Here is a 20570-nt window from a genome sequence, read left to right as displayed (position 1 = left end):
ATTGACCCCCTTCGTCATTGCGAGCGGAGCGAAGCAATCCAGAGCGGTTTGCGCCAACTCTGGATTGCCGCGTCGCTTCGCTCCTCGCAATGACGATTCCAACCCATGAAAAAGGGCGGCCGTCCCATGGACGCCGCCCTTGATCTTGTGTCACCGGAAAGGCGCGGCTTACGCGTCTTCCAGTTCCTCGTCGGTCATCACCGGACCCGAATCCTGGCCCTTGGCATCGACGTCGCGGTCGACGAATTCGATGATCGCGATCGGCGCCGCGTCCGAAGCGCGGATGCCCGCCTTGATGATGCGGGTGTAGCCGCCGTTGCGATCCTTGTAGCGTTCGGCGAGCACGTCGAACAGCTTGACGAGCTGCGTGTCGTCCATCAGCCGGCTCTGCGCGAGGCGGCGATTGGCGAGCCCGCCGCGCTTCGCGAGCGTGACCAGCTTCTCGATATAGGGGCGCAGTTCCTTCGCCTTGGCGACGGTCGTCGTGATCTGCTCGTGCTTGATCAGCGAGGCCGACATGTTGCGGAACATCGCGATGCGATGCGCGCTGGTGCGCTGAAGCTTCCGGCCACCCGATTTATGACGCATGTTCTTGTCCTTCGTTCGTTAAGGGCCCGTATGAGGTAGCCCAGACCAGGTCGATTAACGGGCCGACCCATTCCCGTTCCTCCCCCGCGGGGGGAGGGGGACCACCCGAAGGGTGGTGGAAGGGGCACAGGAGGTTTACGCAGCGCGTGCCCCTCCACCATGCTTCGCATGGTCCCCCTCCCCGTTTCGGGGAGGATGATTACCCCAGCAGCTCCTGTTCGAGCTTCTTGGCCATTTCCTCGATATTCTCCGGCGGCCAGCCGGGGATGTCCATGCCGAGGCGCAGACCCATCGACGAGAGCACTTCCTTGATCTCGTTGAGCGACTTGCGGCCGAAGTTCGGCGTGCGGAGCATCTCGGCCTCGGTCTTCTGGACCAGGTCGCCGATGTAGATGATGTTGTCGTTCTTGAGGCAGTTGGCGCTGCGGACCGACAGTTCGAGTTCGTCGACCTTCTTGAGCAGGAAGCGGTTGAGCTGGTTGACGTCCGACTCCTCGCTCGCCTGCGACGGCGCCGCCATGCCGATCAGGCCGCTGTCGTTCATCGCCTCTTCGAAGTGGACGAAGACCTGGAGCTGATCCTGCAGGATGCGCGCCGCATAGGCGACCGCATCCTCGGGCGTCACCGTGCCGTCGGTCTCGACGGTCAGGTTGAGCTTGTCATAGTCGAGTTCCTGCCCGATGCGGGCGTTCTCGACCTTGTAGGCGACCTGGCGCACCGGCGAGTAGAGCGAGTCGACCGGGATCAGGCCGATCGGCGCGTCGGCCGGACGGTTGGCGGTCGCGGGGACATAGCCCTTGCCGGTGTCGGCGACGAGTTCCATGTTCAGCGTCGCACCGTCGTCGAGATGGCAGACGACATGGTCGGGGTTCATCACCTTGATGTCGCCAGACACCATGATGTCGCCCGCCTTGACGACGGCGGGGCCGGTCGCCGAAAGCTGCAGCCGCTTCGGGCCTTCGCCTTCCATCCTGAGCGCGATCTGCTTCACGTTGAGGACGATGTCGGTGACGTCCTCGCGCACGCCGGCAAGGCTCGAGAATTCGTGCAGGACGTTCTCGATCTTGATCGACGTGATCGCCGCGCCCTGGAGCGACGACAGCAGCACGCGGCGCAGCGCGTTGCCCAGCGTCAGGCCGAAGCCGCGCTCGAGCGGCTCGGCGACGAAGGTCGCCTTGCTCTTGCCGTCGCTGCCGGCCTTGATTTCCAGGTTGCTGGGCTTCTTCAATTCCTGCCAGTTCCGGATATTGACAGTCATGGACTTCCCTTTGCTTTTGCGGGACGGGTCGGGGTCGCGGCCTGCCCTCGCGTGAATGGTGTGACGGCGCGGCGGCGGGGGTGCCGCCGATCCGGAAGCGTCAGACGCGGCGGCGCTTGGCCGGGCGCACGCCGTTGTGCGGGATCGGCGTCACGTCGCGGATCGACGTGATGTGGAAACCGACCGCCTGCAACGCGCGCAGCGCCGATTCGCGACCGGCGCCGGGGCCCTTCACTTCGACTTCCAGCGTGCGCACGCCGTGTTCGGCGGCCTTCTTGCCGGCATCCTCGGCGCAGACCTGCGCGGCGTAGGGGGTCGACTTGCGGCTGCCCTTGAAACCCATCATGCCGGCGCTCGACCAGGCAATGGCGTTGCCCTGCGCGTCGGTGATGGTGATCATCGTGTTGTTGAAGGTCGCGTTGACGTGGGCGACCCCCGAAGAGATATTCTTGCGTTCGCGCCGACGAAGGCGCTGCGGTTCACGAGCCATGATGAAATCCTGTCCTAGATCCTGAAGCTGGCCGGCGAGGGACGGGTGGTCCCGGTCGCGGCCGCGAAGCAGGGAAGCGCGCCCGGTGGACGCGCCGCGACCTTACTTCTTCTTGCCGGCGATCGGCTTCGCCTTGCCCTTGCGGGTGCGCGCATTGGTGTGCGTGCGCTGGCCGCGGACCGGCAGGCCCTTGCGGTGGCGCAGACCACGGTAGCAGGCGAGGTCCATCAGTCGCTTGATGTTCATCGCCGTCTCGCGGCGCAGGTCGCCCTCGACCGTCAGGTCGGCGTCGATCGCTTCGCGGATCTGCAGCACCTCGGCGTCGCTGAGGTCCTGGATGCGGCGGCTGTGGTCGATCCCCAGCTTGTCGGCGATGCCGACGGCGGTCTTGCGGCCGATGCCGTGGATATAGGTGAGCGCGATGATCACGCGCTTGTTGGTGGGCAGGTTGACGCCCGCGATACGTGCCATGTAATCTTTCTCCTGCTCCACAGGGCACGCTGGCAAACGAGCCCTATCTCAAAGCGTCTGATTTCCAACGCAAAAAGCGGACCACGAAGCCGCGTCCCGCGTTTCGCCGTCCGGTCGGTATGTTGGAATAGGCCGCAACTAGGGCGAGTCGCCCCGATTGTCAAGCAAAGCGCCGGTCCGGCGGCTCGCCGATCCGTACCTCTCTGCCGTCTAGGACGTTGCCGCCACCGCCCGGTCGTGCAGCCGGTCGACGACGGCCGCGTGGATGCCCGGGGCACAGGCGATGACGCCGAAGGCCTGCGCGCTCGGCGTGTTGAAGGCGAGCGGCTGGCCGAAGGCGTCGGTCACGGTCGCGCCCGCCTCCGCCGCGATCAGCGCCGCCGCGGCGACGTCCCATTCGAACCCCCAGCGCAGCGTCGCGACCAGGTCGGCGCGGTCGTCGGCGACCAGCGCCATGCGCAGCGCGATGCTGTTCGGCTTGGTCACCATCACCAGATCGCGGTCGACCTTCGGCAGGCTGTCGGCGGGGACGCGCGCGCCGTCGAAGGCGACGCGGCGGCTGGCGCGCAGCGTTTCGCCGTTCAGCGTCGCGCCCTGCCCCTTGCGCGCGACCCACAGTTCGTCGAGTGCCGGGGCATAAAGGACCCCGACCTGTGGGGCGCCGTCGATGACGAGCGCGACCGAGACCGCCCAGCCGGGGCGGCCGCGGATGAAATCGCGCGTGCCGTCGATCGGATCGACGCACCACAGCGCGCGCCGCGACAGCCGGTCGGCATTGTCGGCGGTCTCTTCCGACAGCCAGCCGGCCTCGGGAACCATCGCGCCGAGCACCGCCTTGAGCCGCGCATCGACCGCGAGATCGACGTCGCTGACCGGATTGTCGTGCGACTTGTGCCAGACGTCGATCGCCTTTCCCTCGCCGCGCCAGCGCGCCATCGCCATGTCGCCGACCTCGCGCGTGGCGGCGATCAAGGCTTCGATGTTGCGGGCGGGCATCGGGTAGCGAGGCTTAGCTGCTGGCCACCGTCATGCCGTCGATGCGGAGCGTCGGCACATTGGTTGCGTGGCGGAAGACGAGGTCGCTGGCGGGAACCAGCGCCGCGAACATGTCGATCAGGTTCCCGGCGATGGTGAATTCGGCGATCGGCCCCGCGATCGCGCCGTCGCGGATCGCGAAGCCCGACGCGCCGCGACTGTAGTCGCCGGTCACGGCGTTGACGCCCTGGCCGATCAGCTCGGTCACATAGACGCCTTCGCCGATATCGGCGATCAGCGCTTCGGGGGACAGCGCGCCGGGGGCGAGGTGCAGGTTGCTGGCGGTCACGCCCGCCGCGCCGCCGCCGCGACTGGCATGGCCGGTCGGCGCCAGGCCGAGCTGGCGCGCCGATGCGGTATCGAGCAGCCAGCCGGTGATCCGCCCGTTCGCCACGATGTCGCGCGCGCCGGTCGGCAGGCCTTCGCCGTCGAAGGCGCGGCTGCGCAGGCCGCGCGGCCGGTGCGGTTCGTCGCGGACGACGATGCCGCTGTCGAACAGCGCCCGGTCCTCCTTGCCGAGCAGGAAGCTGGTGCCGCGCGCGACGGCGGGGCCGGCCATCGCGCCGAGCAGATGGCCGAGGATGCTGCCGCCGACGCGCGGATCGAGCACCACCGGGACCTTGCCGACCGGCGCCTTGCCCGGATTCAGCCGCGCGACGGCGCGGGTGCCCGCGCGCGCGCCGATCTCCGCCGCGCTTTCGAGGTCCGACAGATGGTGCGCGCTGTGCCAGCCGTAATCGCGCTGCATCGCGGCGCCTTCGCCGGCGATCACGCTCGCCGACAGGCTGTGCCCGCTCGATCCGTAGCCGCCGGCGAAGCCGTGGCTGGTGGCGAGGGCAAAGCGGGTGCGGCTGTGGCTCGCGGTGCCGCCCTCGCTGTTGGTCACGCCCGCGACGGCGCGCGCGGCTTCCTCGACCGCCAGCGCCGCGGCGCGTAGCGCCTGCGGATCGGCCTCGCTGCCGTCGTCGAGATCGAGGTCGGGCACCGGGCCCTTGTAGAGCAGTTCTTCCGGCGCGAGGCCCGCATAGGGGTCCTCGGGCGCTTCGCGCGCCATCGCGACGCAGCGCTCGACCAGCTTCGCCAGTTCGCCCGCGTCCATGTCGGCGGTCGAAACGCTCGCGCTGCGTCGCCCGACGAAGACGCGCAGCGAGATATCCTGCCCCTCGGACCGCTCGACATCCTCGAGCTGGCCGAGCCGCATCGACACTCCGGTCGCGGCGTTGCAGTAATAAAGGGCGTCGGCGGCGTCGGCGCCCGCCTTGGTCGCGGCGTCGCAGAGCATCTGCGCGCGGTCGAGGGCTTCGGAAACACTCAGCATGGCCGCGCCCTATACGGCGCGGGACCGGTCGTCAAAATCAAAGTCGGCAGCGCCGTCCTAGAGGGTGATGGCGGCGAAACCCTGCGTTGCCGCCATCGCGCCGCTGACCCACAGGAAGGGCAGGGCGAGCGCGGCGGCCCACAGACGGCGGACGTCGCGGCGGAAGCGCGCGTGCAGTCCCCAGCTCGCGAGGGCCTGGCGGCTCAGATGATACCAGCGCCGCTCGGTCAGCCGCGCGGCGGGAAGGGCGAGCGCGACCAGCATGACGAGCGCGACGATGATGAAGGCGGACGGCGCGCCGGCGGCGATCGCGCTCGACACCAGCCAGATCTGCAGCGCGGCGAAAACGAGCAGCGCGGCGGCCGCGTGCAGGGTCATCCGGCGGCCGAGGCTGCGTGCCGCGGGCACGCTCGGCGGCAAGCGCTTCCACAGGCGCGGTCCGAATGCTGATGCCATGTTTTCAGCCTCCCCGGCTGGCGATTCCCAGAAACCCCAGGTTTTCAGCCGTTAATCCCCAAGTCAAGCCACGATGCCAGCGATTCGTTAATTTTTTCGTCATTTCATCGCAGATTCCGAACGATTTCGCGGCGCGCCGTTGCTCCATGGCGACCATCGAGCCGCAGAGGCCGTTGGTCGAAACCCGGCACCGGCGAAAGCGCGCGTCGGGCATCGGGCCCGAAACGCGGCCCTCTCTTCCGCTCGACACGAACGGCGAGATGGGCCAGATTTAGGGCGCGATGCCTTCATCGGGCGACCGCCATCCATCGCGCAACATGGGGAAATCATCATGCGTCATCTGTCTTTTCTGGCCGCGCTGGCCCTGCCGCTGGCGTCCGTTCCGGCTGCCGGGCAGGAGGCGCCCGCCGACGTGCAGCCGAAGCCCGCGGCGCTGGTCGCCGACGGCATGCCCGACGTCCCCGCGGCGCTCGCGGCGGCGACGCGGCCCTATATGGAATATCGCGGCGCGTCCTTCGTCGGCTGGAACCCCGGCGACAAGACGATGCTGATCGCTACGCGCTTCGGCAACACGACCCAGCTTCACCGCGTCGCGGCACCGATGGGCGCGCGCGAGCAGCTGACTTTCGAGGCGGAGCCTGTCGGCCGGGGCGTGTGGGCGCCCGCGACCGGCGACCTGATGCTGGTCCAGAAGGACATCGGCGGCAACGAATTCTATCAGATCTACACGATGAAGGATGGGCGCCTGACGCTGCTGACCGACGGCAAGAGCCGCAACGCGCTCAATGCCTGGAGCAAGGACGGCAGCCTCATCGCCTTCACCTCGACGCGGCGGAACGGCCGCGACAGCGACATCTATGTCATGAACCCGCGCGACCCCGCGTCAGCGCGCCTCGTCGCGCAGGTCGACAGCAACGGCTGGGCGGTCGCCGGCTTCGCGCCCGACAAGAGCTGGGCGCTCGTCGCCAGATATGCCTCGGTCGAAAAGACCGACCTGTTCCGCCTCGATCTGAGCAGCGGCGCGATGACGCCGATCGGCGACCATGGCAAGACGGTGGCCTATGGCGAGGCGGCCTTCGCGCCCGACGGAACCATCTGGGTGACGAGCGACGAGGGCAGCGACTTTCAGCGTCTCGGCACGCTCGACCCCGCGACCGGCGTCTTTACGCCACGCGGGCCGGCGGAATCGTGGGACGTCGAGGCATTCGACCTGTCGGATGACGGGCGCTTCGTCGCCTATGCGATCAACGAGGCGGGGGCGAGCCGCCTGCGCGTGCTCGACGTCGCGAGCGGCCGGGCGCGCACGGTCGACGGCCTGCCCGCGGGCGTGATCGGCCATGTCGAGGTCGCGCCGTGGGGCGCGATCGGCATCGGCTTCACCTCGGCGCGCAGCGCCGCCGACGCCTATAGCGTCGATCCCGAAACGCTCGCGGTAACGCGCTGGACCAAAAGCGAGACCGGCGGGCTCGACGCGGCGCGCAACATCGAACCCGAACTGGTCAGGGTGAAGAGCTTCGACGGGCTGGAGATGTCGGGCTTCCTCTATCGTCCCGACCCCGCGAAATTCCCGGGCAAGCGACCGCTGATCATGCACGTCCACGGCGGGCCCGAAAGCCAGTGGCGCCCCGAATTCCTGGGCAGCACCAATTATCTGATCAACGAACTGGGCGTCGCCTATTTCTATCCCAACGTCCGCGGTTCGACCGGCTATGGCAAGCGCTTCGTCGGGCTCGACAACGGGCCGTTCAAGCGCGAGGACAGCGTTCGCGACATGGGCGTCTTCCTCGACGCGCTGGCGAAGGACAAGGGACTCGACGCGGCGCGCTTCGGCCTGACCGGGCGCAGCTACGGCGGCTATATGTGCTACGCCGCCGCGACCCATTTCGCCGACAAGCTGCGCGCGAACCTGTGTGTCGTCGCGATCTCGAACTTCGTGACCTTTCTCGAGAACACGCAGGAATATCGGCGCGACCTGCGCCGTGTCGAATATGGCGACGAGCGCGATCCGGCGCAGCGCAAGAAGCTGATGGAAATCTCTCCGCTGACGCGCGTTTCCGACATCCGCAAACCGCTGTTCGTCGTCACCGGCGCCAACGATCCGCGCGTGCCGGCGTCGGAGGCGGACCAGATCGTCGCCGCGGTGCGCGGCAACGGCGGTACGGCCTGGAGCCTTGTGGCGACCAACGAGGGGCACCAGTGGGGTAAGAAGGAGAATGTCGATTACACCTTCTGGACCTCGCTGCTGTTCTGGCAGCATTATCTGCTGAACTGATCAGCTCGGGTCGAAATCGGCGATCAGGTCGTGGCGGTCGCCGGGAAAGAGCTGGCGGACATAGGTGACATAGTCGCGCGCCCGCCACGTCCAGCGTTCGAGGCTCAGGCAGGCGGTTCCCGGCCGGATCGCCAGCCGCCGCGCCTCGGTCGCCGACGCGGCGACCGCGCGGATGCGGTGGCGCGCGTGGGTCCAGGGGACATGGCCGAGTAGCCAGGTGCCGGGTGCCGTGTCGGCGAAATCCTCGTCCGCGCATCCGGGCACGGCGGCGAGCGAGATCCAGCGCTCCTCGATCGCGAACGGCAGGTCGTCGGCGAAATGCACCCCCTCGACCGCCAGCGCCGCGCCGGCGATCCCGGCGATGTCCGGCGCTTCGCCCGCGGCGAGCGTCGCGCGTCGGTTCCGCTGCCAGCGATAGGTCTCGCCCTTGGCGGCGGCGACGCTGGCGAGGTCGGGGACTTCGAGCACGGCCGACTGGCTGTGCGGGCGCGCGACGAAGCTTCCTGCCTTGCGCCGCCGTTCGATCAGGCCGGCGCGCGCCAGCGTCTCCATCGCCTTGCTCACCGTCGCGCGCGCGCAGCCGTAATGCGCGGCAAGCTCGGTCTCATAGGGAATGCGGGTCCCCGGCGGCCATTCGCCCGAATGAATCCGCGCGCTGATGTCGCCGCGAATCCGCTGGTCGAGCGTCGCGGTCATGCGAGCAGGCGTTCCAGCGTCGCGGTATAGCGCGCCGCGATCGCCGGGGCGGCGACGTGGCGGCCGCCTTCGACGCACAGCCGGCCCCCGCGCCACACGCGGTCGATCGGGCCGGTGCGGCCCGCGAAGATCCAGCGGTCGAGCAGGGTGGCCGGATCGGCGCCGGCGAGCGTCGGGTGCGTCATGTCGAGGCTGACCATGTCCGCGGGCGCGCCGGCCGACAAGCCCCCCGTGACGCCGAGCGCCTGCGCGCCGCCCGCGAGCGCCGCGTCGAACAGCGTGCGTCCGACCGAATCCTGGCCGTTTCCGGCGAGCAGCACGCGCCGCCGGTCGCGCAGCCGCTGCGAATATTCGAGCGCGCGCAATTCGGAGGCGAGGTCGATCGCGATGTTCGAATCGGTGCCGACCCCGAAACGCCCGCCCGCCCGCAAATAGCGCGTCGCGGGAAAGATGCCGTCACCGAGGTTGGCCTCTGTCACCGGACACAGGCCCGCGACGGCGCCGCGCGCCGCGAGCGCGTCGCATTCGGCGTCGGTCAGATGGGTGGCGTGGATCAGGCACCAGCGCGCGTCGATCCCCGCTTCGTCGAGCAGCCATTCGACGGGGCGCCTGCCGCTCCATGCGAGGCAGTCGTCGACCTCGCGCTGCTGTTCGGCGGCGTGGATATGAATCGGACCGTCGGTGGCGAGCGCGGTCACCTCGGCCAGTTCGGCGGGCGTCACCGCGCGCAGCGAGTGCGGCGCGACCCCCAGCGTCGCGTCGGCGGGAAGCAGGGCGCGGCTCGCCTCGACCAGCCGCGCGAAGCCGTCGCGCGACGACAGGAAACGCTTTTGCCCCGGACTGGGCTCGGCGCCGCCGAAATTGCCGTGCGCGTAGAAGACGGGCAGCAGCGTCAGGCCGATGCCGGTCGCGTCGCACGCCGCGACGATCGCGCCCGCCATCGCGGCGGCATCGGCATAGGGCCGCCCGTCTGGATCGTGGTGAAGGTAATGGAATTCGCCGACGCGGGTGAAGCCCGACTCCAGCATCTCGGCATAGGCCTGCGCAGCGACGGCGGCGACGTCGTCGGGAGTCATCCGCGCGAGGAAGCGGTACATGACCTCGCGCCAGCTCCAGAAATCGTCGTCGCGCCCGGCGCCGCGCTCGGACAGGCCCGCCATGCCGCGCTGGAAGGCGTGGCTGTGGACGTTGCACAGGCCGGGCAGGGCGACGGCGTGGACCTCGGCCGACCCCGCCGCGCGATCGGGCTCGACCCGGGTGATCCGGCCCGCGTCGTGGGTGATCAGGACGGCGTTCCGCCATCCGTCGGGCAGCAGCGCCTGCCGGAACCAAAGCTGTTGCATTCCGATCCTCCCTTGTTATGACTAGACATAATAACGGATCAGGCGGAGGGCAATGGCCGATCGACTGTGGATCAATGCGCGGGTCGCGACGATGGGTGACGATGGTCTCGGCATCATCGAGCGCGGCGCCGTCGCGGCCGAGGGCGGGCGGATAGGCTTCGTCGGGCCGCAGGCGGACGCGCCGACAGGCGCGTGCGAGACGATGGACTGCGAGGGGCGCTGGATCACCCCCGGCCTGATCGATTGCCACACCCACCTTGTCCACGCCGGGACGCGCGCCGCCGAATGGCGGATGCGGCTGGCGGGCGCGCGTTACGAGGAGATTGCGGCGGCGGGCGGCGGCATCGTCTCGACCGTGCAGGCGGTGCGTGCGGCGAGCGAGGCCGATCTGGTCGCGGCGTCGCTGCCGCGGCTCGACGCGATGCTCGCCGACGGGGTGACGACGGTCGAGGTCAAGTCGGGCTATGGCCTGTCGCTCGACGACGAACTGCGGATGCTGCGTGCGGCGAAGGCGCTGGCGGCGGCGCGGCCGGTGCGCGTCGCGGCGACCTTCCTCGGCGCGCACAGCGTTCCGCCGGAGTATAAGGGGCGCGCCGACGACTATGTCGCGCTCGTCTGCGACGCGATGATCCCGGCGGTGGCGGGGCTTGCCGACGCGGTCGACGTCTATTGCGACACGGTCGGTTTCACCCCCGCGCAGACCGAGCGCGTGCTGGTCGCGGCGAAGGCGGCCGGGCTGCCGGTCAAGATTCACGCGGAACAGCTTTCGGACCAGCATGGCGCGGCGCTCGCGGCGCGATACGGGGCGCTGTCGGCCGACCATCTCGAACATCTGGGCGCCGACGGGATCGCCGCGATGGCGGCGGCGGGCAGCGTCGCGGTGCTGCTGCCCGGCGCCTATTATTTCCTGCGCGACGAAACGAAGCCGCCGGTCGCGGCGCTCGTGGCCGCGGGAGTGCCGCTGGCGGTCGCGACCGACTGCAATCCGGGCACGTCGCCACTCACCTCGCTACGCCTGGCGATGAACATGGCGGCGACTTTGTTCGGACTGACGGTCGAGCAATGCTGGCTCGGCGTCACGCGCCACGCGGCGCGCGCGCTGGGGCTGAGCGGGCGGGTGGGGACGCTGGAAGTCGGCAAGGATTGCGACCTCGCGATCTGGTCGGTCGAGACGCTGGCCGAGGTTCCCTATCACATGGGGATGAGCCCGCTGCACGCCCGCGTCTTTCAGGGGCATATGTTTCAGGGGAACGGGCGATGACGACGATGCTGACGCCGGGCGCGGTGACGCTTTCGCAATGGCACGCCATCTATCGCGGCGACGCGCCGCCGCTCGACCCGTCGTGCATGGCGCGCGTCGACGCGGGGGCGGCGGCGGTCGCGCGCATCCTCGCGCGCCAGCGGCCGGTCTATGGCATCAACACCGGCTTCGGAAAGCTGGCGAGCGTGCGCATCGCCGATGACGAACTGAACGCGCTTCAGCGCAACATCATTCTCAGCCATTCGGCCGGGGTGGGCGACCCCGCGCCCGCAGCCGTCGTGCGGCTGATGCTGGCGCTCAAGCTCGCCAGCCTTGCGCAGGGCGCCTCGGGCGTGCGGCGCGAGACGGTGCAGATGCTCGATGCGATGCTCGCGCGCGACTGCCTGCCCGTGGTGCCGTGCCAGGGGTCGGTCGGCGCGAGCGGTGACCTCGCGCCGCTGGCGCACATGGCGGCGGCGATGATGGGGGTGGGCGAGATCGACTGGCAAGGCCGGCGGATGCCCGCCGCCGACGCGCTGCGCGCCGCCGACCTGCCGATCCTGACACCGGGACCGAAGGAAGGGTTGGCGCTGCTCAACGGGACGCAATTCTCGTGCGCCTATGCGCTCGCCGGGCTGTTCGAGGCCGACCGGCTGTTCCGCGCAGCGCTACTCACCGGCGCGCTGTCGACCGAAGCGGCGAAGGGCACCGACGCGCCTTTCGACCCGCGCATCCACGCCCTGCGCCGCCATCGCGGGCAGGTTGAGGTCGCGGCGGCGCTGCGCGCGCTGATGACCGCTTCGGGGATCCGCGCCTCGCACCGCGACGACGATCCGCGCGTGCAGGACCCCTATTGCCTGCGTTGCCAGCCGCAGGTGATGGGCGCCGCGCTCGACGTGCTGCGGCAGGCGGCGGCGACGCTGGAGGACGAGGCGAACGGCGTCTCCGACAATCCGCTGATCTTCCCCGACACCGACGAGGCGCTGTCGGGCGGCAATTTCCACGCCGAGCCCGTCGCCTTCGCCGCCGACATGATCGCGCTCGCGATCTGCGAGATCGGCTCGATCGCCGAACGCCGCGTCGCGATGCTCGTCGATCCGGCGCTGTCGGGGCTTCCCGCCTTCCTGACCGCGCATCCGGGGCTCAACTCGGGCTTCATGATCCCGCAGGTCACGGCGGCGGCGCTCGTTTCGGAGAACAAGCAGTGCGCCTATCCGGCGAGCGTCGATTCGATCCCGACCTCGGCGAACCAGGAGGATCATGTGTCGATGGCGGCGCACGGCGCGCGGCGGCTGCTCGCGATGGCGGCGAACGCGCAGAACGTTATCGGTATCGAACTGCTCGCTGCGGCGCAGGGCTGCGACTTTCATGTCGGGCTGCGCGCGTCGGAGGCGCTCGAACGGGTGCGCGCGCGGCTGCGCCGCGACGTGCCGGGGCTCGGCGAGGATCGCTATTTCGCCAGCGACATGGCGGCCGCGACGGCGCTGGTCAGGGGCGATGCGCTGGCGGAGGCGGCGGGTGTCGCCCTGCCGGGCGTGATGCGATGAGCGGCGACTGGCTTCGCATCGCGCGCGGGGAGGCGCCACTGATCCTGTGCTTTCCGCACGGCGGCACGGCGATCCCCGAAGCGCTGGCGGCGCGGTTCGTGTCGCCGTGGCTCGCGCGCAAGGACGCCGACTGGTGGATCGAGGCGCTCTACGGTTTCGGCGCGGAACTCGGCGCGACGACGATCGCGACCGATATCTCGCGCAGCGTCATCGACATGAACCGCGACCCGAGCGGCGCCTCGCTCTATCCGGGGCAGGCGACGACCGAGCTGTGCCCGACGACGAGTTTCGACGGCGAGCCGCTCTATCGTGGCGATCCGCCCGGCGCGGACGAGATCGAGCGGCGCACGGCGACATGGTTCGCGCCCTATCACGCGGCGATCGAGGCGGAGATCGCGCGGCTGCGCGCCGTCCATCCGGCGGTCGTCGTCTATGACTGCCATTCGATCCGCAGCCATGTGCCGCGGCTGTTCGACGGCGAGCTGCCGCAGTTCAACATCGGCACCAACAGCGGGCGAAGCTGCGCGCGCGCCCTCGCCGACGCGGTCGAGGCGGTGTGCGCGGCGAGCGGCTTCGGCCATGTCCGCGACGGCCGCTTCAAGGGCGGCTGGACGACGCGGCATTACGGCCGCCCCGAAGCGGGCGTGCACGCGATCCAGATGGAGCTCGCCTGCCGCGGCTACATGACCGAGCCCGCTTCGCCCGACGAGAGCAATTGGCCCAGCCCGCTCGACGCCGATCCCGCGATCCTGCCGACGCTGCGGCAGGCGATCGCCGCCGTGCTCGATTTCGCGAAAGGATGCCCATGAACCGCCTCGACAACAGCCGCATCATCCGCCCCGCCACCGGTACCGGCCTGTCCGCGAAAAGCTGGCTGACCGAAGCGCCGCTGCGGATGCTGATGAACAATCTGCACCCCGACGTCGCCGAGCGGCCCGAGGAGCTGGTCGTCTATGGCGGCATCGGCCGCGCGGCGCGCGACTGGGAAAGCTATGACCGCATCGTCGCGGCACTGCGCCGGCTCGAGGACGACCAGACCTTGCTCGTCCAGTCGGGCAAGCCGGTCGGCATCTTCCGCACCCACGCCGACGCGCCGCGCGTGCTGATCGCGAACAGCAACCTCGTCCCGCACTGGGCGACGTGGGAGCATTTCAACGAACTCGACCGGCGCGGGCTCGCCATGTACGGACAGATGACCGCCGGGTCGTGGATCTACATCGGCAGCCAGGGCATCGTGCAGGGCACCTACGAGACGTTCGTCGAGATGGGGCGCCAGCATTATGGCGGCGACCTGTCGGGCCGCTGGCTGCTCACCGCCGGGCTCGGCGGCATGGGCGGCGCGCAGCCGCTCGCCGCGGTGATGGCGGGCGCCTCGTGCCTCGCGATCGAATGCCAGCCGAGCCGGATCGAGATGCGGCTGCGCACCGGCTATCTCGACCACCGCGCCGACACGATCGAAGAGGCGCTGGCGATCATCGAAGCAAGCTGCGCGGACCGGAAGCCGGTTTCGGTCGGCCTGCTCGGCAATGCCGCCGAAATCCTGCCCGACCTGTTCGCGCGCGGCGTGCGCCCCGACCTGCTCACCGACCAGACCTCGGCGCACGATCCGGTGAACGGCTATTGCCCCGCCGGCTGGAGCGTCGCCGAGTGGGCCAGTAAGCGCGATAGCGACCCGCAGGCGGTGGCGCGGGCGGCCAAGGCGTCGATGGCGACGCACGTCCGCGCGATGCTCGATTTCCACGCCGCGGGGGTGCCGACCACCGACTATGGCAACAATATCCGGCAGATGGCGAAGGACGAGGGCGTCGACAATGCCTTCGATTTCCCGGGCTTCGTCCCCGCCTATATCCGCCCGCTCTTCTGCCGCGGCGTCGGCCCGTTCCGCTGGGCGGCGCTGTCGGGCGATCCCGAGGACATCTATCGCACCGACGCCAGGGTGAAGGAACTGCTGCCGGACGACGCGCATCTTCACACCTGGCTCGACATGGCGCGCGAGCGGATCCAGTTTCAGGGTCTGCCGGCGCGCATCTGCTGGGTCGGACTCGGCGACCGCCACCGGCTCGGCCTCGCGTTCAACGAGATGGTCGCGAGGGGCGAGCTCAAGGCGCCGGTGGTGATCGGCCGCGATCACCTCGATTCGGGGTCGGTGGCGAGTCCCAACCGCGAGACCGAGGCGATGAATGACGGCACCGACGCGGTGTCCGACTGGCCGCTGCTCAACGCGCTGCTCAACACCGCGAGCGGGGCGACCTGGGTGTCGCTGCACCATGGCGGCGGCGTCGGCATGGGCTATTCGCAGCACGCGGGCATGGTGATCGTCGCCGACGGCAGCGAGGCGGCGGCGAAGCGGCTCGAACGCGTGCTGTGGAACGATCCCGCGACCGGCGTGATGCGCCATGCCGATGCGGGATACGAAATCGCGATCGACTGCGCGCGCGAAAAGGGCCTCGACCTGCCGTCGCTGGCCTGAGGCGACGCTTGCGCATCTGCCGATCTCTGCTGGCTTTGGTTAGAGCGACGCGCGTGAAATCTGCACCACCCTTTCTGCCGTTCGTGCTGAGCTTGTCGAAGCACCGTCCTTCTTCTTGCGGCGCCTGACAGAAAGAACGGCCCTTCGACAAGCTCAGGGCAAACGGTGCATATTTAAGGCACGATGCACTAATCCATGCCGTCCTTGCGAGCGGCGAAGCCGCGCGGCAACCCAGAGCAGGCGTAAACCGCCCTGGATTACTTCCCCCGGATCATGTCCGGGGTCGCAGTGACGCGGTCCAACTGCATCACCATGGCTAACGCGCTTCAGGCCGGGCCGCGCACGTCCCCTCCGGCGCCGCTGCGGAACCAGTCGGTCAACCGGCGGCACGCCTCTTCGACCAGTTCGGCGCTCAGCGCGTAGCTGAAGCGGATGAAGCGATGGCCGTTCACGGGGTCGAAATCGATCCCCGGCGCGGTGGCGAGCGCGGTGTCGGCGAGCAGCCGCTTGCAGAAGGCCATGCTGTCGTCGGTCAGGTGCGCGATCGACGCATAGACATAGAAGGCGCCGTCCGACGGCGCGATATCGGTGATGCCGAGACCGGCGAGGGTGGCGAGCAGCCGCTCGCGATTGCGGCGATAGACGTCGACGCGCGCGTCGAGTTCGGGCTCGCAGTCGAACGCCGCGAGCGCGGCGTGCTGGCTGAGCGCAGGGGGCGACAGGAAGAGGTTGCCGGCGCGCGCCCGCGCGGCGTCGACCAGTGCCTCGGGACAGATCACCCAGCCGAGCCGCCACCCCGGCATGCCATAATATTTGGAGAAGCTGTTGATGACGAAGGCGTCGTCGTCATGGTTCAGGATCGACTGGGTCTCGATCCCGTAGCTCAGGCGATGATAGATTTCGTCGGAGATGATGCGGACGCCGCGCTCGCGGCACGCCGCCGCGATCTCCGCCAGTTCGTGCGGCGGGATGATCGTGCCCGTCGGATTGGCGGGGCTGGCGACGATCAGCCCGTCCGGCGCGGGCGCCGCCTCGCGGATGTGGCGCGCCGCGATCTGGAAGCGGTCGTTGGCGCCGCAGGCGATCTCGATCGGCGTCATCTCCAGCGCGCGCAGCGAATTGCGATAGGCGACATAGCCGGGCCGCGCGGTCATCACCCGGCTCCCCGCGCGAAAGCCGGTGAGCAGCGCGAGGACGAGCGCGGGCGACGCGCCGCAGGTCAGGACGATGCGCCGCGGCGCGACATCGACGCCATAGGCGGCGCGATAATGGCGCGAAATGCGTTCGCGCAGCGCCGCGCTTTCCCAATAGCCGAGCATGTCGCCGCTGCTCAGCACCTGCTGCGCGGCGGCGACCGCGCCCGCCGGCGCGCCCTCCGACGGCTGGCCGAATTCCATATGGATTACGGGGGCGCCGGCGGCGCGCATCTTCTGCGCGAGTTGGCTCAGCTCGATGGCGTGGAACGGTTCGATGGCGTCGGCGGTGCGCGGCTGGGTCATGGCGAAGGCTTGTGCCGCCTTGCCGGGCGAATGGCCAGCCCCTTGTGGCGTGGACGAGCAGGGGTGGATGGCAGGGAAATGCATGTTCCCCGGCGAATGCCGGGGTCCAGATGGCGTAGCGCTACCCAGTGTGGACCCCGGCGTTCGCCGGGGAGCGGTTCCTTTCCGGAAAAAGGGTACTGCCAAACTATCTCAGGAAGACGGATGCGGATTACGGCCTGTGGGGATTCGGGATTCGGCGTGCTGCACATCCTTCGTCATGCTGAACTCGTTTCAGCATCCATGGCCGGACTTCTCCTTTTTGCGCCGTCTTTCATTCGAGGGCAGACCATGATCCGCGTCCTATTCAGCCATCGCCGCTGCGGGGCTCGATCGCATAGTGGATCGGTTTGAAGCTACCGCCGCAACTGTCGTAGGCCGAGCAGGCGGTGAGCCCGACGATCAGGTCCGCGAGCGCCCGCAGGCGGATGAAGTCGCCCGGCCGGGTCGTCGGGGGCTCGACCCGGATCCTGCCGTCGGGGGCGACCGGCACGTTCATGAAGATATTGAAGGCGGTCGGAATCGCGTCGGCCGCGACGGCAAAGGGCGCGAGCGCCTCGGCGAGATTGCCGAAACAGCCGCGATGTACCGGCTTGTCCGGATAGAAATGGCGGAAGGTCGCCTCGCTGCACGGCGTCAGCAGGAAATCATGCGTGCCGACGCTGTCCTCGACGATCTCCAGCATCGGCCGCGACCGGTTCGACCACAGGCGATGGCCGGTGGTCAGCCGGATCGTCTCCTCATAATCGAACGTCCGGCCGTTCGACAGCGCCTCGCGCGGATCGTCGGCCATGAAGGCGAGCATGTCGCTGACCTGCCCGCCCTCCGGGTCGATGACCCGAAGGCTGTCGCCGCGGGCGAGCCGGAAGGCGGTGCCGCTGCGCGGCGGGATTTCGGTTATCATGCGCCGGCCCTCGGGTCGTGGAACGGGCAGGCCCAGTCTTCCTCGACGGCGCGGCCGCTGTACTGCGCCGCTTCGCTCGCCTCGCCGTGGCGGGCGAGCATCGGGTTGATGCTGCCCGCAAGCTGCTCGTCGCGCGCGAGGATGCGCTCGCGCATCCGTTCGTAGCGCCCTTCGGCGCGCAGCCGTTCGAACTGGTCGTGGAGGTTGAAGACGAGCACCGGCCGGCGGAAGCGGCGCGCGGGGCGCGAAGCGCGCGGATGGAGGCCGATGACGAAAAAGGCCTCGCCGCCGAAGCTCAGCGAAAAATGGGGATGGTCGGGGTCGGCATGGACGCGCGGGTCGTAAGGCAGGCCTTTCCAGGCGTCCTTGTCGGCGAGCGACTGGATGCGCTCCCACAGCGCCGTCTCGAACGCCGGCTCGTCGAGATCGCCGGGGCCGTGGAAGATCACCGCGAGGCTGCGGAAACCCGCCGGGTCGTCCTTGTAGGCGCGCGCCCATTCGAGCAGCTCGCGGTGAATCTGCAGGTCGTTCCAGCCGCTGGTCAGGTCGTGCGCCTCGACGATCCGCAGCATGTCGTTCGCCAGCGCGGATTTCGCGCCGACGCAGGGGAAATCGGGGGCGCCGACGAAAGTCCGGAATCGGCGGGAAAGATCGGTTTCGGGGGGCGCCGCAATGATACTGGTTTCCATGGTGCGGAAAACGCGGCAGAAAAGAATAAGCTGCATCGGCCGATCGGCGAATCTAGGGTCAGGACCCACTAATTTCGCGATCGAGGTTTGAAGCGATTTTGCACAGGGCGAGGAGGAAAGGCGTAGGAATATGAATATATTTCAAGACTTTTCGACGAAGCCATGGGCAAAATCGGTCAAATCGCGAAGCGACGCCGAAATGGCTTCGATCTCGGGCCCGCGCGGCCTTGCGGGTAGCGATGCTACCCGCTGCATCCGCCCGAACCTGATATCTTCGCCATTTCGACGCCTCGAACGCGAAATTAGTGGGTCCTGACCCTATATCTGGATTGTCATCCGGCCGTCTGCCGCATCGCGGCGGCGGCCGTGGTTTGAACTTGATCTGCGCCCCGCGATTGGGACACCATCGGCTATGCGCCCATCCTTCATCCTCGACCGCGACGGCGACGTCACGCTGCAGGATCAGATCCGCAAGGGCGTGATCGAACTGATGCGGTCGCAGGCGTGGCCGGCGGGGCATCGCCTGCCGTCCTCGCGTACCATGGCCCGGCTGCTCGGCGTCGCCCGCAACACGGTGACGATCGCCTATCAGCAGCTGGTCGCCGACGGGCATGTGGTGGCGCGCGAGCGAAGCGGCCTGTTCGTTTCGGGCGACCTGACCGCCGGGCGCAGCGGCTTCGGCGAGATCGCGGGCATCGCCGAGCGCGCGACCCCGAACGGATTGCCCTGGTCCGAGCGTCTGCCGCGCCTGCCGGCGCTGCCCAGGCCGCGCCCCGCCAACTGGCAGCAATATCGCTATCCCTTCCTCGACGGCTGTTTCGACGACAGCCTGTTCCCCGCCGACGAGTGGCGCGAGGCGGCCAGCCTGTCGCTGAAGCGGCGGCAGATCGCTTCCTGGTCGGGAATCGCCGACGACGATGCCGCGCTGGTCGAGGAAATCCGTACCAAGATTCTGCCGCGACGCGGCATCTATGCCCGGCCCGACGAGATATTGCTCACGCTGGGAACGCAGCATGCGCGCCTGCTGGCGCTCGAACTCTTCTGCGCCGAGGGAAGCCGCGTCGCGGTCGAGGACCCCGGTCCGTTCGAACTGCGCGCGCTGATCGAGGCGCGTCGCGGCGAGGTGGTGCTCCAGCCGGTCGACGCCGACGGCATCGTCACCGACGCGCGGCTTGCAAGCTGCGACCTGGCGGTGGTGACGCCCAGCCATCAGTTGCCGACCGGCGCTACGCTGTCGCTCGACCGGCGCCGCGAGTTGCTCGCCGCCGCGGAGGCGCACGACCTGATCGTCGTCGAGGATGATTTCGAATGCGAGACCAATTATCTCGACCAGGATTTTCCCGCGATGCGCAGCATGGACGGCGGCAGCCGCGTCGTCTATATCGCCGGGCTTGCCAAGGTGCTCGATCCCGGCCTGCGGCTCGGCTTCATGGTCGCCGATCGCGAGGTCGTGGCGCATCTGCGCGAATTGCGTCGGCTGTCGGTCAAACAGCCGCCGCCGAACAATCAGCGCGCCGCCGCGCAGTTCCTGTCGCTCGGTCATTATGATTCGATGATGCGGCGCATCGGGCGCGAGTTCCGGGTGCGCCAGATGGCGCTGCGCGATGCGCTCAACCACTATCTGCCGCGCTCGATCGCGATCCAGCCGGTGCGTGGCGGGACGACGATGTGGGTGCGCGGTCCCGACGGCCTCGACGTCGCCGAGCTGGCCGCGGCGGCCGAACGCCGCGGGGTGCTGTTCGAGCGGGTCGATCCCTATTATGCCGGCAGTCCGCCGCCGGCGCTGTTCCGGCTCGGCGTCACCAGCCTGCCGGCCGACCGCATCCGGCCCGGCGTCGCGGCGCTGACCGCGGCGCTCAACGACGTGCTGGAGAAGAAGGCCGATCCGCTGCCGATCCTGACCGGCCGGGCGCTGCGCCGCAAAATGAGCGGCGCGCGGCTCGATTGCCGGACCATCTATGGCGATCCCTGCACCATATTGCTGCTGCCCGACGGCACGATGACCGGGTGCGCCGGCCATGCCGACGAAGACGTCGACACGGGGCGCTGGTGGATCGAGGGCGACCGCTGGCATCGCCAATGGCAGAGCTGGTCCTATGGCGAGGCGGCCGCCTTCCACGTCGCGGTCGAGGGCGACGTCATCCAGTGGCTGGACCCCGGCCACCGCGTTGTCGACTGGGCGGTGATCGGACGCATCGGCAATCTGGCACCATCCTGATTTCCAAACTGGACCTATCGTAAGGCGGGCCCGGGAG

At 69.0% G+C, this 20570-nt stretch carries 18 protein-coding genes; 6 read left to right on the top strand and 12 right to left on the bottom strand.

Annotated features, from left to right (window positions below; translation table 11 throughout):
- Positions 1 to 168: 168 nt before the first annotated feature.
- The 7 genes from rplQ to C3E99_RS11325 form a co-directional block, all read right to left on the bottom strand.
- Positions 169 to 588 (bottom strand): 50S ribosomal protein L17, encoded by a 420-nt coding sequence (rplQ, locus tag C3E99_RS11355; RefSeq protein ID WP_067105459.1) that lies wholly within the window; start codon positions 586 to 588, stop codon positions 169 to 171.
- A 199-nt stretch (positions 589 to 787) separates the two neighbouring features.
- On the bottom strand, positions 788 to 1846 hold the full coding sequence (locus C3E99_RS11350; protein WP_067105458.1) for a DNA-directed RNA polymerase subunit alpha: 1059 nt from the start codon (positions 1844 to 1846) through the stop codon (positions 788 to 790).
- Between the two features lie 100 nt (positions 1847 to 1946).
- Positions 1947 to 2336: a 30S ribosomal protein S11 gene (gene rpsK / locus C3E99_RS11345; protein ID WP_003040416.1), complete on the bottom strand. Its 390-nt coding sequence runs from the start codon at positions 2334 to 2336 to the stop codon at positions 1947 to 1949.
- 102 nt (positions 2337 to 2438) lie between these two features.
- The gene (rpsM, locus tag C3E99_RS11340; protein WP_067105457.1) at positions 2439 to 2807 is read right to left on the bottom strand and encodes a 30S ribosomal protein S13; all 369 of its coding nucleotides are present in this window, start codon (positions 2805 to 2807) and stop codon (positions 2439 to 2441) included.
- A gap of 210 nt (positions 2808 to 3017) precedes the next feature.
- Positions 3018 to 3803 (bottom strand): inositol monophosphatase family protein, encoded by a 786-nt coding sequence (locus tag C3E99_RS11335; protein WP_076076422.1) that lies wholly within the window; start codon positions 3801 to 3803, stop codon positions 3018 to 3020.
- 13 nt (positions 3804 to 3816) lie between these two features.
- On the bottom strand, positions 3817 to 5160 hold the full coding sequence (locus C3E99_RS11330) for a TldD/PmbA family protein (RefSeq protein ID WP_076076419.1): 1344 nt from the start codon (positions 5158 to 5160) through the stop codon (positions 3817 to 3819).
- A 57-nt stretch (positions 5161 to 5217) separates the two neighbouring features.
- Complete coding sequence (locus C3E99_RS11325; protein ID WP_067105454.1) at positions 5218 to 5616, bottom strand: hypothetical protein; 399 nt, start codon at positions 5614 to 5616, stop codon at positions 5218 to 5220.
- Positions 5617 to 5947: 331 nt separating this feature from the next.
- Here C3E99_RS11325 and C3E99_RS11320 point away from each other — a divergent pair, with 331 nt between their 5' ends.
- Positions 5948 to 7888, top strand: coding sequence for a S9 family peptidase (locus tag C3E99_RS11320; RefSeq protein WP_076076417.1), 1941 nt, complete (start codon positions 5948 to 5950; stop codon positions 7886 to 7888).
- Here C3E99_RS11320 and hutC read toward each other — a convergent pair whose 3' ends face one another.
- Positions 7889 to 8584, bottom strand: coding sequence for a histidine utilization repressor (gene hutC / locus C3E99_RS11315; RefSeq protein WP_076076414.1), 696 nt, complete (start codon positions 8582 to 8584; stop codon positions 7889 to 7891).
- The gene (locus C3E99_RS11310) at positions 8581 to 9927 is read right to left on the bottom strand and encodes a formimidoylglutamate deiminase (RefSeq protein WP_076076411.1); all 1347 of its coding nucleotides are present in this window, start codon (positions 9925 to 9927) and stop codon (positions 8581 to 8583) included. The genes hutC and C3E99_RS11310 overlap by 4 nt, the downstream gene beginning before the upstream one ends.
- A gap of 52 nt (positions 9928 to 9979) precedes the next feature.
- Here C3E99_RS11310 and hutI point away from each other — a divergent pair, with 52 nt between their 5' ends.
- Genes hutI through hutU form a run of 4 tightly spaced genes read left to right on the top strand, consistent with a single transcriptional unit; the run spans position 9980 to position 15184 of the window.
- Complete coding sequence (hutI, locus tag C3E99_RS11305) at positions 9980 to 11188, top strand: imidazolonepropionase (RefSeq protein ID WP_104959795.1); 1209 nt, start codon at positions 9980 to 9982, stop codon at positions 11186 to 11188.
- Positions 11185 to 12714 carry a histidine ammonia-lyase gene (gene hutH / locus C3E99_RS11300; protein ID WP_076076406.1) on the top strand — a complete coding sequence of 510 codons (1530 nt, stop codon included), beginning with the start codon at positions 11185 to 11187 and terminating at the stop codon, positions 12712 to 12714. Before hutI ends, hutH begins: the two co-directional genes overlap by 4 nt.
- On the top strand, positions 12711 to 13523 hold the full coding sequence (gene hutG, locus C3E99_RS11295; protein WP_076076403.1) for an N-formylglutamate deformylase: 813 nt from the start codon (positions 12711 to 12713) through the stop codon (positions 13521 to 13523). The genes hutH and hutG overlap by 4 nt, the downstream gene beginning before the upstream one ends.
- Positions 13520 to 15184, top strand: coding sequence for a urocanate hydratase (hutU, locus tag C3E99_RS11290; protein WP_076076401.1), 1665 nt, complete (start codon positions 13520 to 13522; stop codon positions 15182 to 15184). The genes hutG and hutU overlap by 4 nt, the downstream gene beginning before the upstream one ends.
- A 326-nt stretch (positions 15185 to 15510) precedes the next feature.
- Here the strand turns inward: hutU and C3E99_RS11285 are convergent, their stop codons facing one another.
- The 3 genes from C3E99_RS11285 to gntA all read right to left on the bottom strand — a co-directional run bounded on the left by C3E99_RS11285 (position 15511) and on the right by gntA (position 18315).
- A complete protein-coding gene (locus tag C3E99_RS11285; protein WP_076076398.1) occupies positions 15511 to 16683 on the bottom strand; it encodes a pyridoxal phosphate-dependent aminotransferase in 1173 nt (390 codons plus the stop codon).
- A gap of 346 nt (positions 16684 to 17029) precedes the next feature.
- Positions 17030 to 17626: a DUF1989 domain-containing protein gene (locus C3E99_RS11280; RefSeq protein ID WP_076076396.1), complete on the bottom strand. Its 597-nt coding sequence runs from the start codon at positions 17624 to 17626 to the stop codon at positions 17030 to 17032.
- Entirely contained in the window at positions 17623 to 18315 is a 693-nt protein-coding gene (gene gntA / locus C3E99_RS11275; protein ID WP_076076393.1) for a guanitoxin biosynthesis heme-dependent pre-guanitoxin N-hydroxylase GntA, read from the bottom strand. The genes C3E99_RS11280 and gntA overlap by 4 nt, the downstream gene beginning before the upstream one ends.
- A gap of 412 nt (positions 18316 to 18727) precedes the next feature.
- Between gntA and C3E99_RS11270 the strand changes: the two genes are divergently transcribed.
- Positions 18728 to 20533: an aminotransferase-like domain-containing protein gene (locus tag C3E99_RS11270; RefSeq protein WP_083675135.1), complete on the top strand. Its 1806-nt coding sequence runs from the start codon at positions 18728 to 18730 to the stop codon at positions 20531 to 20533.
- The last annotated feature ends 37 nt before the right edge of the window (positions 20534 to 20570 follow it).

The sequence above is a fragment of the Sphingopyxis sp. MG genome, assembly GCF_002953155.1.
GTDB lineage: Bacteria > Pseudomonadota > Alphaproteobacteria > Sphingomonadales > Sphingomonadaceae > Sphingopyxis > Sphingopyxis granuli.
The sequence above is the reverse complement of the archived record's forward strand: the minus strand, read 5'-3'. Positions and strand labels throughout refer to the sequence as shown.